Here is a 15994-nt window from a genome sequence, read left to right on the forward strand (position 1 = left end):
TGCTCCGATAGGTAATGGCGGCATTGCCTATTTCCCCGTTGTAGCTGATCGCATCTTTATTCCATTGCAGTATTTTCGTTACACGCCGCAATACAGCAGGGGTAAAAGCCTTAATTCTGACGGCGGCGATCTACTGCTAAAGTCATTCGGTCCACCAGGGATTGCAGTTCATTTTTAAATTGGGTTGAATCGGTACCGTTTTCTAGCTGTGTCAACGTTTGTTGCTGTACTTCATATCCCTTGGGCAATTGCGCTTTTTCAATCGCCGGTAGCGAGTTGCTGTGATCCCACACTTCCTGATAGCTCTCTGCGCTAATCTTGCCAGTGCGGTGGTATTCGGCTGTGATTTTAGCCACCACTTTTACACGCCATTGATACTCTTGGTCATCGGCCTCGCTCAGGGCTGCCCGACGCTCGTTGACCGTGAAGGAACCACTGTCATCATACGCAATTAGCGCTAGCTGGTCGCGAGACATCCCCTTGAACGGGTTGCTTGCTTTGCCGTTGGTAAAATCGGTGGCCTGTTGGGCCTGAGCCAGTCGTTGCGGATCGTCAGAAGCAGGCACCTCTGCGTCGTGAGCCGCTTTATTGCGCGTGTAGCTTTCGCCGAAGAGCTCGTGAATGGTGGATTCAGCGAAGGCTGCGAGTCCGTGACGGCTCGTGTTGGCGTCTCGCTCCGCGGCGCGTGCGGCGGCATCGCTGAGTTGGATCGAAAGTGAGGACACCTGTGTTGTTGTACTGATGGGGGTATCTAAAGCGCTGTAGGCCTGTGATTGGGGTGACCCACCGCTGTAGTTAATGGCGCTTTGATCGCTGACTTGAGTTTGTTGGGCGGTGGAACCCAGTTGATTAATACTGTTCATCGGGAGTCCTTCACTCTTTGTTTAGTATTTTAATGCGCCAGTACAAGCGACTTTTTGTCGTGACTCTGAGCTGCACTTGTTATTAATTCATTGTGAACTCAGCAGCCCAATAAAAATTAATGGGCTCCGATAGGTAATGGTGGCATTGCCAATTCCCCCGTTGTAGCTGCTCGCATTTTTATTCCACTGTTGTATTTTCGACGGGTTGTTAATAAACATTAGACTATACTAGAGACGAACAACCAGAGTAGTTTGAAATTAACACGTTTTCTCCTCCTGAGGTGTACTGCACTATCGCAAAATTCTCATTAGGAGAAAGGGTGTTCTGTGCAATGTCAGTGTTACTCGATAGGGGAGGGACCGTCGTTTTGGGTTTAGGTTTTCTTCGTTCTAATTGGCTGATTCTTTGTTATTCGTGATCTTAAAAGTTGCTTCTTGATTCCCTGGATTTTTAAACGTAATGGTCACAGGTGGGCCGGAAAATGTTACACCCTCCTTGCAAAGGGTTATGACCACAATGGCTAGTAACTGCATCGTTTCATGTGATTGTTTTCCTATTGCAGCTAATAATCTTATCAAGTGAGCTATACGTAGATCGAGTTCGTTGTGCGTTTTCCCCATGTATATGGTTTTCGTTTTTTGCGAAAAGTAGATAAGTAATTAAGCGAAAGTATATTCTTAAGTGGTTATTTTTTAATTTCTATAAATAAAAACAAAAATTAATTAATATTTCAATTTTATCACCTTAATAAATTAATTTTTATGTCACCTTAAGTTATTCAATGATACGTGTTCGATTAATATGATCCCTGAAAGGTATATTGATCTTTATGCCAAATAACTTCGCAAAATATTAGCTCACTCGAAGGGCGCTCAGTCCGATTTAAGCGATCTGATCAATCGCCAAACATCACAAATCACCAACTGGACTGAGTTATGCCGATCATCGCATTTATCCCCGATGACGAACGACGCCTGATGAGAGAAGAAGCCGAGCAAACCTGTGTTAAAAATTAGGCCGAACTTGCCGTCAAGCGAAAACCATCACCCTAGTGGTGGATAATTACCTCTTTCATAAAGCCGCAAAGTGGCGCGTTGGCTGGCAGAGAACAATACGTTCCGGTTATTGTTCCTGTGCGGATGTGCTCGCCGTGGCTGAATCCGATAGAACGGTTGGGGTTGTCGTTACACGAAACCCTAACGCGAAATCATCAATGCCGATATATGTGGCAGTGACTGGAACAAGTCAATCAGTTTATGAATGCCGCCTCGCCGTTCCCGGCAATCAACACGGACTGGATACAGTGGAGCGATAATAGGCGAAGTTATTTAGGATAAATAGCCTTTTTCCACCCATTCTCATCAGACATTCCGTTTATTTCTATTCTTTAATTCTGCCTCAGCGCTCTCATCTTTTTCTTATCGTATTTTCCTATTAAGCATATCCCAAATAGGAAGGCTATTTTCATATTGACGCATTGCTTGCTTATTAATTCGTCATCATTCTTTGTGTCGATTATGTATTGGTTGTTAATTTAAACAATAAATAAACATGGATGTTCATATGCAATATTTTATTTGTTTTTGAAACCTGAAAAATTCCGACGATAACCCCAAAATTACATTCTTTGTTCTGTCTGTTGTTGTTTTTTTGGTTTTTTATTCTTGTTTTTGGTGCTTTCGCTGCCGAATGTATGTGTTTTGTCCTGAGTTTAACAAGTTTTTGTTAAATCTCGCGATTTATTATTTTTAGAAAATACTCAAAGGGCAGGGGAAATTCTTCATTTGCAATGATTTCTTAGTCTTGCCGCTTCTGTCTTTATATAAAGTCACGTCTTCGGCGTGCCTTTATATTCATGATGCAGAGGTTCCGGCGGGCGGGAAATACCCCTGTGTTTAAAAATCACACTCTTAGACTATTTACATAGCCTTTATATTGGTAATAAGGAATAGTGACTATGCGTAAAACTCTACTCGGCGCCTTGATCGGCGCGTCTATTCTGTCAGCCGGTTATGCCAGCGCTGCGACGACCGTTGCCGGTGGTACCGTACACTTTACAGGCCAGATCGTGAATGCGGCTTGTGCGGTCAGCTCAACCTCTTCTAACCAGACGGTTAACCTCGGACAGTATCGTACCGCGAACTTTACTGCGGTAGGGGCTTACTCCGGTAAGGTGCCTTTCACGATCAAACTTGAAGATTGCGATCCTACCGTTTCCACGACAGCCGCCGTCGCTTTTAGCGGATCTGCCGATGGTAACGACAGCACCGTATTGTCCACCAGCAACATCAGCGGCGGCAGCTCCGGTTCGGCAGCTGGCGTAGGTATTGAAATTTCCGATAGCAAAGGCACCGTGCTGTCCCCGACCGGCGCCGCTTTCTCTAGCCCGCAGACGCTGATCACCGGTAGCAACACCCTGAACTTCAACGCTCGCTATAAATCGACTCTGGCTACCGTAACCCCTGGCGAAGCGGATGCGGATGCCACCTTTACCATGCAGTACGAATAACTACTCACGCAGGCAGGGAAGCGTTATGGCCGCCAGGGAGGGCGCCATTTTTGACTTTTTGTGGAAACGACGTTGCGACAAACCAACGCCGGTTCCGCGTTTCTGTACCGACATCTGCCGTGTTAGCGGAGGCGGATTTAGCGTCTGACGTAATTCGACCTCGCGCGTAATGCTCAACCCGTAGCTGTCAATCAGTCATTTTCGTACATGGAGTTTAGCGTGCTTAATTCAACTTTTTTCCGCCGCGCTTTGGCCGGTATGGCCCTGTCCGTTTTAACCGTCATTCCGCTGGCGGCGCAGGCCGGGGGCGTGGCGCTGGGCGCGACGAGGGTGATCTATTCTGCCGGTGCGACCCAAACCTCTTTGGGCGTGACCAATACGGATACCAAAAGTCCATTTCTTATTCAGTCTTGGGTGGAAGATACGACGGGCAAGAAAAGCGAGGCCTTTGTGGTCACGCCGCCGCTGTTCGTCGCCAAACCATCGGGCGAAAACATTTTACGCATTATGTACGTCGGCGCGCCTTTGCCGACCGATCGTGAATCGGTGTTCTGGATGAACGTTAAGGCGATTCCGTCCGTCGATCGCAAAGATATTCAGGATAAAAACGTTCTGCAATTGGCGGTTCTCTCCCGCATCAAACTGTTCGTCCGCCCCGTCGGCCTGCCAGAAAGCCCGGCCGAAGCACCCACGCATCTGCGATTTCATCGTCAGGGCGATAGCCTCATCATCACCAACCCAACGCCTTATTTCGTCACGTTAGTGAACTTCAACCTTGGTACCCGAAAACTGCCTAACACCATGCGCCGCCCAAAGGAAATGTCACCGTTGCGTTGCCTACCGATGCAAGTGGCCAGGTGTTCTTCCAGTCAATTAACGACTATGGGGCCAACAGCGCTCGCGTTACCGGCGTCATGCAATAGCGCCGAACAGTGAACGGCAAATCGCGAACCGGGCATGAAAAAGGAGGGTGCATACCCTTCAGGTTGCTTTCCGTCACTTTTTTCAGGAGTTTTTTTTTCAGGAGTTTTTCATATGCGGCCATTATATCGGAAGCCCCATTTCAGACAGTCGCGCGCCACGCCGTTATGGCGGTTGTCGCCGCTGTGCCGGGCGATCGCGTTATGCGTAGCATTACCTTCGGCCGGCGCTTATGCCGAACTATTCTTTAACCCGGCGTTCTTATCCAGCGATCCTTCGGCGGTGGCGGATTTGTCGCGGTTCGAGCAGGGAAAAGGGCAGGTGCCGGGGGTCTATCACGTCGATGTCTATGTGAACGATGAATTCGTCGAAACACGGAATATCCGGTTTGATGCGCGCAAACCGACAGCCGCTGGTGTAACGCCGCTCGAACACGAGTCGGACGATACGGGGCTGGTGCCCTGCATTACCCACTCGCAGGTTGAGTCGCTCAACGTCAACATGTCGGCCTTCCCGGCCGCCGCTGGTAGCGCGGGGCAGGAGTGCGTAGCGCTGACGCGCATCATCCCCGACTCCCATATAACGTTTGATTTCGAACTGCAACGCCTGAATATCAGCCTGCCTCAAGCTTCGCTCAATAACAGCGGCCGCGGCTACATTCCGCCGGAACAGTGGGATGACGGCATCTCCGCCGCGCTGCTGAACTATGACTTCACCGGTAGCAATAGCTCCGGCGACGACGACAGCAACAACTACTTCCTCAATCTGAACAGCGGCCTTAACTGGCGCGGATGGCGCCTGCGGGATTACTCCACCTGGAGCTACTACAGCTTTGAGGGGCGGCATACGCGCGACTGGCAGCATATTAATACGTATTTACAGCACGCGATTATTCCGCTTAAAGGCGAACTTACCCTAGGCGACAGCAATACGCCGGGCGATGTGTTCGATACGTTGGGCTTTCGCGGCGCGCAGCTAGCGTCAGACGATAATATGCTGCCGGACAGCATGCGCGGATTCGCCCCCACCATCCGCGGCGTCGCGAAAAGCAACGCCCGCGTCACGATCCGGCAGAACGGCTTTATCATTTATCAGTCTTACGTTGCGCCGGGCGCATTCGCCATCACCGACCTTTACCCGACCTCCTCCAGCGGGGATATGGTGGTCACGGTGACGGAAAGCGACAACAGCTCCAGCACCTTCAGCGTGCCCTACTCGGCGGTGCCGGTATTACAGCGCGAAGGGCGCGTGAAATACGCGGTGACCGCAGGTAAATACCGCAGCAACTATACCCAGCAGGAAAAGCCCGAGTTCGGGCAAGGTACGGCGATCTGGGGTCTGCCCGGCGGCTTCACGCTGTATGGCGGTACGCAGGTGGCGAAGAAATATCAGGCGGGTGCGATCGGCGCCGGTAAAAACCTCGGGGACTGGGGCGCGCTGTCGGCGGATGTCACTCAAGCATACAGTAAGCTGGCGGATGACAGCCGTCATCAAGGGCAGTCAATGCGCTTCCTGTACGCCAAGTCGTTGAACACCGTCGGCACCAACTTCCAGCTACTGGGCTACCGCTACTCCACGCAGGGCTACTACACGCTCGATGAAACCAGCTATCGCCGCATGGTTGGCACGAACTACGATACCGATGACGGACTGATCGACCCAACGGTGGAGTACAACAATTACTACAACCTTAACTACAACCGTAAAGGGCGTATTCAGGTCAACATCACCCAGCAGCTCGGCGATTACGGATCTGTTTTCCTGAGCGGCAGCCGCCAAACCTACTGGCGTACCAATGACACCAACTCATTGTGGCAGTTGGGGTACAGCGGTCACTTGAAGGGGGTGAGTTACAGCCTGTCCTTCAACTACAACAAAAGTCCCGGACTGGTGGAGCCAGACAAACGCGCCGCCTTCAACGTTTCCATTCCTATTGGACAATGGTTGTCCGGCGGCGGCAAAGAGTCGGATATCACCCGCTCGGGTAACGCGGCCTATGCCACCTATGCGGCGAATACCGACTGGCACGGACAGACAACGCATCAGGCCGGTATTAACGGCACGTTGTTGGAAGATAACAACCTGAACTACAGCGTGCTGCAAGGCTACGGCAATCACGGTGTCGGCGGCAGCGGCTATGCGAACCTGAATTATCAGGGACGCCACGGCAACTCCAACGTTGGCTACAACTACGGCAAGCGATACCGTCAGGTCAACTACGGCCTGAGCGGCGGCATTGTGGCGCATGACAGCGGCCTCACGCTAAGCCAGCCGCTGGGGGCCACCAACGTATTGATTAAAGCGCCGGGCGCCAGCGGCGTTAACGTAGAAAGCGTGACCGGTGTGAGCACCGACTGGCGCGGCTACGCTGTCATTCCCTACGCGATGACCTACCACCGCAACCGTATTGCTCTTGATACCGCCACGCTGAAGGATAACGCCGATCTGGATGACGCCGTTGTGAACGTGGTGCCGACTCAAGGGGCGTTGGTGCGCGCCGAATTCAAAACGCACATCGGTTCACGCGCGCTGCTGACGCTGATCCGGTCTGACGGGCAGCCGATGCCGTTCGGGTCTGCGGTTTCAACTAATGACGGCCGCTCCGACAGCATCGTCGGCGATAATGGCCAGGTCTATTTATCCGGTTTGCCGTCCACGGGCAAACTCAACGTGAAGTGGGGCGATGCGACGACTGAACAGTGCGTTGTTCCTTATTCACTGCCGGATGATAGTGCAACGAAAGCGATTAGTTATGCCAAAGTGAGGTGCCAATAATGCGTCAATTAACAACATCGAAATCGCTTCGGACGGCTAGAAGAGCTGGGTGGCTGAAACGGCTTTCTATCATGTTGCCCTTACTGGCTTTTCCCCTTATCGGTGAATGCGGCAGCGATCTGACGCTGACTTTCAGCGGGGCAATCAGCTATACCGGCCCGGCGGATGACGTGTCCGTCGGTCAGCAGATCGGCCCGGCTTGGTCGGCGAGCAACAAAAACGTCTATATGTGTAACAACTCAAGCAAGGCCACGGCCAAAGCTTATGTCTCCGCCGTACGTCCCAACACGGGATTAACGACGACTATCAACGGCGTGAATTACATTATTTACGACTCGGGCACGCCGGGCATCGGCTTGGTGGTGGGCGTGAAGGATTCGAACGCCACGAACTATTCCGCGCTGACGACGACGCAAAACCAGTGGTATCCGGCCCCGGGGACCAACACCGTGCCGTATAACGGCATCGGCGGCTACGGTAAGGTCACGTTGGTCAAAACCACCGGTCACTTACAGACCGGGACGACAACGTTGGCTGCGCAGAATATTGCGATCGTGCAATGTTATGGCTCCGACGGCTCCGCTACCGACTCCGCATACATCAAAATCGCCCAGACCCAGATTACCGTTGCCGCGACCGGTTGTACCGTGCAGTCCGGCGCGAATCGCGTGATTGACATGGGGAATGTCTCTACCGGCAACCTGCCCTCCGTGGGCAGCCAGTCGGCGGCGAAATCGACGTCTATCGGGTTGTCCTGCGATACGGGCATCCACGTGGCGGCGACGATCTCCGACCAGAGCAATACCGCGAATACCAGCAACATCATCGGGCTTACCAGCGGCTCAACGGCTAAAGGCATCGGCATTCAGGCGTATTATAACGGCAGCTCCACGCCGGTGAGTCTGGGGCCGGACGACTCCAGTAAGGGGAACACCAACCAGTTCACCATCGCCGATATTTCCACTCAGGGCAGTCTGTGACGGTTCCGCTCATGTTCAGATATGTGCGAACCGGCGATATGACCGCGGGAACGGCCAACGGTCTGGTCGGTGTGACGTTCTCCTATCAGTGAGGCCATTATGACAATTTATCGAGTAATTCTGGGGAGCGTGGCGCTCAGTATCATGGCCGGTTCGCCGGTTGCCTCCGCCTATGACTCGTATATCCAGATCAATGGCAATCTGACGTCGAACACCTGTTCGGTCAGTACTGCTTCGCAGGACAAAACGGTCAATCTTGGCTCGGTGGCGACGAAACAGTTCTTTGAAGGAGGCTCCCGAGCGCTGACGCCAGTGCGTTTCACCCTCGATCTGGAGAACTGCGGCGCGTCCGCCAGCGCCGTCTCCACCACCTTCACCGGTACGGCGAATAAAGATGATGCGACGCTGCTGGCGCTGAACAGCAGCAGCACCGCAGCCAACGTCGGGATTGCGATTTTGGATAAAAATCGCAACCGCATCTCGCTTGGCAACGCCAGTGAGCAGTATGCGCTGACCGCCAATGCCAGCAGCGTGCAACTGGTGTTTTACGGCCAGTACGTGGCGACGCAGAGTAGCGTGACTGCGGGTACGGCCAATGGCGACGCGACTTTCACACTGACCTATCAGTAACCGCGTCTGAAAACGCATAGGGAAAAGACCGCGCCCATGATGTACGAACGGCGGGAGCATCGTTGTCTTTAGCCATAACGACATGCGCCGGCGCGGCGACTTCATGCTCAGAGCTCCCATAGGGCTGGGCATTGACGGGACGGGAATCGCCGTCCTGCTTTCTTGCCGGGAACGGCAATCACGTGATGCATCTCCCGCAGACTGAAAGATAACGACGATAAGGACGAATAGTGATGAACCTGACGGTGGCGACACTCATCGAACGCGTAAAAAAACAGCTTGGATGGCTATGTTTGGCGGCGGGCGTTTTTTTTTCCCCGACAACCTTTGCCACGTTGTGTAATACGGCAACTGGCTCGCCAGTGAATTATGACTTTAATTTCAATTTTTCCTCGCAGCAAAACTATGTCGGTTACACCACTGGCTGGAATCAGAAGTCGGACAGCGGCTCCTATGTGATCAGCGGGGGGTGCAATAACAAAGACACCGTTTACTACACCGCTCAGGCCGGTTCGGCGCTGAGTTACTCTTTCTCGGACGGCTCCGCCAACTGGTACGACATCACCGGCAATGATTATTTGCAGGTTGCCTCGCAGATGTATGTCTACAACGCTTCCGGCGGTAGTACTTACCATAATGTTCCGTTTACCGACTTATCAAATAACTGCAATGGTAAGTGCGGCGGGACGGCGACGACGGGCAGTCGTGTACAGGTCAGTTTCCGTATTAAACGCAAGTTTGTCGGCATGACGACGTTGCCGTCTATCCCGATTTTTTACTTATACGGCAATCAGGGCGGAACGGGACAGGGCACCGGCTCTCCGCTCGTGGTCGGATACCTGAGCGGCACGGTGACGGTGCCGCAAAGCTGTGAATTGAATGCTGGACAGGTGGTCTCCATCGACTTCGGCAATATCTCCACCGGCGCGTTCAAAACCGCGGGTGCCAAGCCTGACGGCGTCAGCGCCGTGACCCGCACGATCGCGATTGCCTGCAATGGCATTGAGGCCCAGTCCAATTTGTCGCTGCGCGTGCAGGCCGATACGGTGTCGGGCAAAGCGATTGTCTCGAATAACAGCGACGTCGGTTTTGTCGTGACCAATAGCAGCGACAGTGCGCTGACGCCTAACGATATCTCCAGCGTACTGCCTTTCACGCTGGACGGTAATCAAAGCGCCAACGTCACGGTGAAAGCTTATCCGGTCAGTGTGACCGGCAATACGCCGCAGGCGGGCGTCGTCACCGCGTTGGCCTACCTGCGCGTCGATTTCGATTAAGGGAGGGATAATATTCATGTCGCCGAATAATTTTTGCCGTCTCGCCACCGCCGCTTTCATCGCGCAGGCCGTTGGGCTGTGGGGATGTTTACCGTCCGCTCGCGCGGATCTGGGATCGACCAACCTCCAGTTCAGCGCGACGCTGCTGTCCAACAGCTGTGCGGTCAGCGTGGGGTCGCAAGAGCAAACCGTGAATATGGGCACGCTGGCGACCAAGCAGTTCGCCGTCAATAAGACAGGCGCGGCCCCGGTGCGATTCGTAGTGAACTTGGAAAGCTGCGGTTCGGCGGCGTCTTCGGTCACCGCCACCTTCTCCGGCACGGCGGATACGAACGATTCGACGCTGCTGGCGCTCAACTCGGGGAGCACCGCGACGCACGTGGGGATCGCCATTCTGGATAAGGATCGTCAACGCATCCCGCTTGGCAACGCCAGCGAGCAATATCCGCTCACTGCCGGCGCCAGCAATGCGCAACTGGTGTTCTATGGTCAATATATCGCGACGCAAAGCAGCGTCACCGCAGGCACCGCCAACGGCGATGTAACCTTTACCTTGAATTATCTGTAAGCGCGCGCGACCGACTGCGGCGTCGCCGCCGTCGGTCCGACCGTGACCGCTCTGCGTTCCCGCTTTTCTCTTCCCGCCCGTGTCCTGTCTCCGCCTGCCTGCCGGGGGCGTACGTGACGCCGAAGCGGCTCTGGTCTCCCCGGCGTTAATGGCATAAGGTTTAAGACGTTTGCCGCTCTCAGAACGCGCAAGCGCTCTCATGCTTGTTGTCTTCTGGCCATCTTTCGATGGCGTGCGCCTTCTCACATGAACGAGGCGGCTTGTGACGCATGGCGTGCGATAGCCCCCGGACAACGATGCGTCCCCTCTACTCGATAAGGAATCTGATGATGACCTCTCTGCTGTTCATTCTTCGTATTATTCTGAGGTAATTATCATTTAGTGCGATTGTCGTGATTTTTTGTCAACTTGTTGAAAGTGAAAACGGCTTAGATGCCAGTCAGCGCTTTAGTATCAAAATTAGAGATGTCGAATATGGAAATTTATAACTACATTGCTTTCTTCATTTTTTCTTTCGTCGCCAGTATTACTCCAGGACCGGCTAATATCGCGATATTCAGCCAGTCATCAAAAAGCGATTGGAAGAAAACGATTCCTTTTTCCCTCGGTATTACGACGGGTTTTGGTGTGGTTCTTTACGCCAGTGCATATATTTATTTATCGGGAGCTCAGGAAGATGAAAGAATTATGTATCTTCTGAAAATATTAGGCTCGATTTATTTGTTGTGGATAAGCTATCAGATTATTCGATCCAGTCCTGACTTGCCCTCAGAAGCAAATAAACCGACGCTCTCTTTCGCCAGTGGATTACTTATTCATCCATTGAGCTATAAGGCTTGGTTGTTCGCTATTCTTTCCTATAGTTCTTTTGTCGCAGGCGCATACCGACAACACATCGTCGTTTATGCTGTCCTTTTTTTCATCTCTTCCATCATCTCATTGATACCCTGGATGGCGCTGGGGCATATCGCAGGGCATTATTTAAGTTCTAGAAAAATAGAGTTGATCAATAAGATATCTGGTTGGACGTTAATCATTCTGGTGATCTATGTATGGGTCATCTAGCTGATCCAAAGTGTGTTGGTTTGCGTATTCCTGGGCAATGATGGCTATCATGGCCTCATTGGGAGGTGCGCTATCTGTCCGGTCAGAGGCCCCAAACTATGACCCGCTTGCCGTTATTCGTGATGCTGTGAGGTCGACCCCGGCGATTCAACCCAGACCCGTTGGGTGACTCCGGAGCGCAGACGCTTTTTCATGTCAGCGAGATCGGTAGGATCATAAACTTCGCAGATAACGCCGAATTGAGACAGGACGTTCTGAGCCAATTCTTTGACCGGCGGAGTAGACGATGGTCGAGGCGCGATAAACCGGAACGGAAAAACCCGCGAAACCGTCCACCACGGTGTCGGGATGAGAGACGCACCGCGTCTCATCTGAAGGGATCGTGTTCGACATATTTTTCTCCCTGCGCCGTAAATTGGCGTTGTACGAAATAACGTCTGCATGGAATGAGGCCGCTTTGAAGAACTATCCGCATCAATGAATATTGAATTAACCTAATCAGACCGTTGTTATTCGGCGTGGGCATGCGTTTTACCACTCTTTTATCTAAAGCCATACAACGCCATTGAAAATCCCTGGCATTAATCATTGAGTGGGAGATATTGCGCAAGAGAAATTATTGCCACGGTGAATTAAATTTTCCCATTCTTTTATTTGTCTCATGTTGGCAATAAAAATGATCTGATTTTTTAATTGGTCATTAGAACCTTTAAATATGATGCGGGTCTATTTTTCTATCGCAACGCTGTTGTAGGCCTTATTTTTGCTTGTGAAGCTGCTCACACAATAAAAGATTCGTAGTCGTTTGCTGTGCCGGAAGATGCCATCTTTTAATCATAAATATTTCTTACACAACTAAAACACAATCACTGATAGGGAAGGGAACGATGTCGAATTTACCTATGTGTATGCTGGCCGCAACGGTGTCATCCGTAGTGCTTTCTCAGCCCGTTGATGCCGCCGAAGAGAAGAAAAATCGTGAATGGTGGAAAGAGGTTGTCGTTTATCAAATATATCCCCGTTCATTTAATGACAGCAACGGAGACGGTATTGGCGATCTCAACGGTATTACCGAGAAATTGGATTATTTAAAAAACCTCGGCGTTGATGTGATTTGGCTCAGTCCGCATTTTGATTCCCCGAATGCGGATAATGGTTACGATATTAGAGATTATAAAAAGGTCATGAAAGAGTTCGGTACGATGAACGATTTCGACCACATGCTGAGTGAAATTAAACGCCGCAATATGCGTTTAATTATCGATTTAGTGGTGAACCATACCAGTGATGAACATCAGTGGTTCCAAGAGAGTCGCAAGTCGAAGGATAATCCGTACCGCGACTATTATATTTGGCGAGATGGACGCGATGGTAAAGTGCCGAATAATTATCCCTCTTTCTTCGGTGGTTCGGCCTGGAAAAAAGACGATCAAACGGGCCAATATTATCTGCACTATTTTGCCGAGAAACAGCCTGACCTGAACTGGGAAAATAAAAAGGTTCACCAAGAGGTCTATGACGTTATGCGCTTCTGGCTGGATAAGGGTGTTGCCGGTTTTCGCATGGACGTGATCCCTTTTATTTCCAAGCAGCCAGGTCTGCCTGATTTAAGCCCGCAGCAGCTGGCCCAGCCGCAAAATGTTTTCGCCACCGGACCGCGTGTCCATGAATATCTACATGAGATGAATCGAGAAGTTCTGGCGCCTTATAACGCCATGAGCGTGGGCGAGGCCTACGGGGTCACGTTTGAGGATACGCCTAAGTTCGTCGACACGGATCGCCAGGAATTAAATATGCTGTTCCACTTTGACGTTGTACGCCTCGACCGTGATGGCTGGCGTAAGACGGACTGGACCTTGCCGCAACTCAAAACCGCGTTCGATAAAATTGACCGCTCCGGGGCAGCAGGCTGGAACACCAGCTTCCTAAGTAATCATGACCTTCCGCGCGCGGTGTCCCATTTTGGGGATGACAGCGATGCATGGCGGGAGGTGTCCGCCAAAGCGTTGGCAACGCTCATGATGACCCAACGAGCAACGCCATTCCTATATCAGGGGGAAGAGCTGGGCATGACCAATTATCCTTTCACCCGCGAGACGGATTTCGAAGATGTAGAAATCCGGGGATTGTGGAAGGCGTTGGTGGAAGGCGGAAAAGTGTCGTCGAAAGAGTTTTTGGATAATGTGCGTCAGACCTCACGTGATAACGGCAGAACGCCGATGCAGTGGAGTTCTGCGCCTCAGGGCGGGTTTACGACCGGTAAGCCTTGGCTAGCGGTGAATCCCAACTATACGAAAATTAATGCGGCGACTCAGGTCGACGACAATCATTCGGTCTACGGTTATCATCGCCAACTGATTGCGCTGCGGCGTCACACTCCCGCGCTGGTCCATGGAGAGTATCGTGATCTGGCGCCGGAGCATCCGAACCTGTTCGTTTACACCCGCACTTTAAAAGATGAACAGTATCTCATCGCCATCAACTTCTCGCGGGAGACGCAGAACTGGTCGTTGCCGGCAGGCAAAAAAATTGTTCAACCCGTCATCAGCAACCGTCCGGAAGAGGCCGCCTCGGCGGGCTCCGATCATCTGACATTACAGGCTTGGCAAGCGGCTATCTTCAAACTGTAAGCTATGCACTAAACCGTCACGTCCAGCGTTTTTCGGCGTGACGGTTCCCATCGTATTGCTCCCTTCATCCGTCAGCACCGATTCGTTAACACCTGCGTGTTGGCTAATTTTCAGGTCTTTCCCACGTCAAAAAAGCGCGATGAACTGACGTATCGATGACAAGGATACGCTGGTTTCCCCGGCTTTTATGACATAAGGTCTGAGGTGTTTTTCACCACAAATGCGGGTGTGTATGTTGATGTTCGCACTCCTAGTGGCGTTGTTCGTTCTTATGCGGAGGGGGAGATGCAGGAAGCTATCATCGCGCGCGTTCGACGGTGGGAAATACTTTTGCGACAGGCGATGTTAGATTCGGACGTCGCGGCGTTGGAAACGCTGCTGGATAAGGAACTGCTATTCGTCACTCATGTGGGAAAGATGCTGGGACGAAGCGACGATCTCGGCGCGCATCGGTCAGGGCTTATCGAGCTCCATGATCTGCAGACAACGGATGAGCGAATTCTGATTAAAGACAACGTCGTCATTGTTTCCGTGAAAACCCGTATTTCCGGGCGCTTTAATGGTCAGCCTAGTGACGGCGTATTTCGCTTTACGCGGACATGGTTACTCTCGCCGGACTTGATGAGCGGGCGTGTGATTGCCGCCACCTCTGTGCTATTGCCCTAATGGTAAAGACGTTTCCCTTCTCTTTATAAGGAATCTAACGATGACCTCTATGCTGGTACTGGACTCACGCGCGGATGAAATCAAAGGCGCTCTGCGCGATGCGGCATCGGACATTGAATTGGTGACCTCCGATGGCTCCGTCGCTCAGGCGGCGCAGTACGACATTTGGGTGGGTGAGCCGAAGCAGGTTGTCGGCCTGTTGGCGCAGGGGGTTCATCCGCAGTGGCTGCAATCTACGTGGGCTGGTTTTAAACCTTATCTTGCGGAAGGATTGCCGCGCGACTACCGGCTGAGCCGTGCGGTGGGGGTATTCGGCCAGCCGATTGCCGAATATGTACTGGCATATCTACTTCGTCACGAGCTGCATTTGGAAGAACGACGCGAGCATCAGCGCCAGCGTCGCTGGCAGCCACGTCTACCCGGCTCTTTGGCCGGACGACAGGTACTGATCGTCGGAGCCGGAGACATCGGTAGTGAGGTGGCCGCCTTCCTACAGCCCTTCGGCGTCGAACTGTCCGGCATCGTTAATACGCCGCGGTCATTGCCCCATTTCAACCGTGTGGCAGGGTTGGGTGACCTGGCGCGCGAGGTCGCTTGTGCCGACTACGTAATTAATCTGCTGCCAGATACAGTCCGAACAACGGATATCTATAACGCCGAACTGTTCGCTGCGATGAAATCATCTGCGTTATTTATCAATGTGGGGCGCGGGACGGCGGTGGTGGAAGCGGATCTGCTCTCCGCCTTGCAGGAGGGGCGAATTGCGGGCGCGGTGCTGGATGTATATAGCAAGAGCCATTACCCGAATCGCATCCTTTCTGGCAGGCTCCCCGTCTGACGCTGAGCCCGCATGTGGCGGGTCCAATGGTCGCCGCGCTGTTAGCGCGACTGCTGATAGATAATCTGTCTCGCTTCCACGCGGGACAGTCCCTGCGGGGCGAAGTGGCATTTACTCAGGAGTATTAATGCGGATGGTTTGACGGATACCGTAGATGGCAAAGGCTAGCCTATACAATCGCTTCTCCGCCTAATAAATAAGCGGGTGTCGATTACATAACGATCAGCAGTAGAATCATTGCCAAATCTGCGCAACTTCTTGCGCACTTCCC

The 15994-nt window shown here is 52.2% G+C and carries 11 protein-coding genes and 3 pseudogenes; 12 read left to right on the plus strand and 2 right to left on the minus strand.

Annotated elements, in window-relative coordinates; genetic code table 11:
- Positions 1–110 precede the first annotated feature (110 nt).
- Positions 111–863, minus strand: coding sequence for a hypothetical protein (locus AU509_RS16455; protein ID WP_100053539.1), 753 nt, complete (start codon positions 861–863; stop codon positions 111–113).
- Positions 864–1876: 1013 nt separating this feature from the next.
- Between AU509_RS16455 and AU509_RS16460 the strand changes: the two are divergent.
- From AU509_RS16460 to AU509_RS16500, 9 genes and pseudogenes are all read left to right on the plus strand, one after another.
- Positions 1877–2179, plus strand: a pseudogene (locus AU509_RS16460) (transposase); the annotation flags it as partial.
- Positions 2180–2821: 642 nt separating this feature from the next.
- A complete protein-coding gene (gene fimA, locus AU509_RS16465) occupies positions 2822–3373 on the plus strand; it encodes a type 1 fimbrial major subunit FimA (RefSeq protein ID WP_094101652.1) in 552 nt (183 codons plus the stop codon).
- 258 nt (positions 3374–3631) lie between these two features.
- Positions 3632–4296, plus strand: a pseudogene (locus tag AU509_RS16470) (fimbria/pilus periplasmic chaperone).
- A gap of 112 nt (positions 4297–4408) precedes the next feature.
- Complete coding sequence (locus AU509_RS16475) at positions 4409–7069, plus strand: fimbrial biogenesis usher protein (RefSeq protein ID WP_085653558.1); 2661 nt, start codon at positions 4409–4411, stop codon at positions 7067–7069.
- 71 nt (positions 7070–7140) lie between these two features.
- On the plus strand, positions 7141–8049 hold the full coding sequence (locus AU509_RS16480; RefSeq protein WP_094118843.1) for a fimbrial protein: 909 nt from the start codon (positions 7141–7143) through the stop codon (positions 8047–8049).
- A 99-nt stretch (positions 8050–8148) separates the two neighbouring features.
- A complete protein-coding gene (locus AU509_RS16485; RefSeq protein ID WP_094101649.1) occupies positions 8149–8679 on the plus strand; it encodes a fimbrial protein in 531 nt (176 codons plus the stop codon).
- A 233-nt stretch (positions 8680–8912) separates the two neighbouring features.
- Positions 8913–9956 (plus strand): fimbrial protein, encoded by a 1044-nt coding sequence (locus AU509_RS16490; protein ID WP_085653555.1) that lies wholly within the window; start codon positions 8913–8915, stop codon positions 9954–9956.
- Positions 9957–9972: 16 nt separating this feature from the next.
- Positions 9973–10524: a fimbrial protein gene (locus AU509_RS16495; RefSeq protein WP_085653554.1), complete on the plus strand. Its 552-nt coding sequence runs from the start codon at positions 9973–9975 to the stop codon at positions 10522–10524.
- A gap of 474 nt (positions 10525–10998) precedes the next feature.
- Positions 10999–11589 (plus strand): LysE family translocator, encoded by a 591-nt coding sequence (locus tag AU509_RS16500; RefSeq protein WP_176223491.1) that lies wholly within the window; start codon positions 10999–11001, stop codon positions 11587–11589.
- 213 nt (positions 11590–11802) lie between these two features.
- Here AU509_RS16500 and AU509_RS18040 read toward each other — a convergent pair whose 3' ends face one another.
- The gene (locus tag AU509_RS18040; protein WP_139824070.1) at positions 11803–11982 is read right to left on the minus strand and encodes a hypothetical protein; all 180 of its coding nucleotides are present in this window, start codon (positions 11980–11982) and stop codon (positions 11803–11805) included.
- A 494-nt stretch (positions 11983–12476) separates the two neighbouring features.
- Between AU509_RS18040 and AU509_RS16505 the strand changes: the two genes are divergently transcribed.
- From AU509_RS16505 to AU509_RS16515, 3 genes and pseudogenes are all read left to right on the plus strand, one after another.
- Complete coding sequence (locus AU509_RS16505; protein WP_085653552.1) at positions 12477–14219, plus strand: glycoside hydrolase family 13 protein; 1743 nt, start codon at positions 12477–12479, stop codon at positions 14217–14219.
- Between the two features lie 285 nt (positions 14220–14504).
- Positions 14505–14885, plus strand: a complete 381-nt coding sequence (locus AU509_RS16510; RefSeq protein ID WP_085653551.1) for a nuclear transport factor 2 family protein — start codon at positions 14505–14507, stop codon at positions 14883–14885.
- Between the two features lie 40 nt (positions 14886–14925).
- Positions 14926–15851, plus strand: a pseudogene (locus AU509_RS16515) (D-2-hydroxyacid dehydrogenase).
- The last annotated feature ends 143 nt before the right edge of the window (positions 15852–15994 follow it).

Origin of the sequence: Lonsdalea britannica (assembly GCF_002111595.1) — a bacterium.
GTDB classification, from domain to species: domain Bacteria; phylum Pseudomonadota; class Gammaproteobacteria; order Enterobacterales; family Enterobacteriaceae; genus Lonsdalea; species Lonsdalea britannica.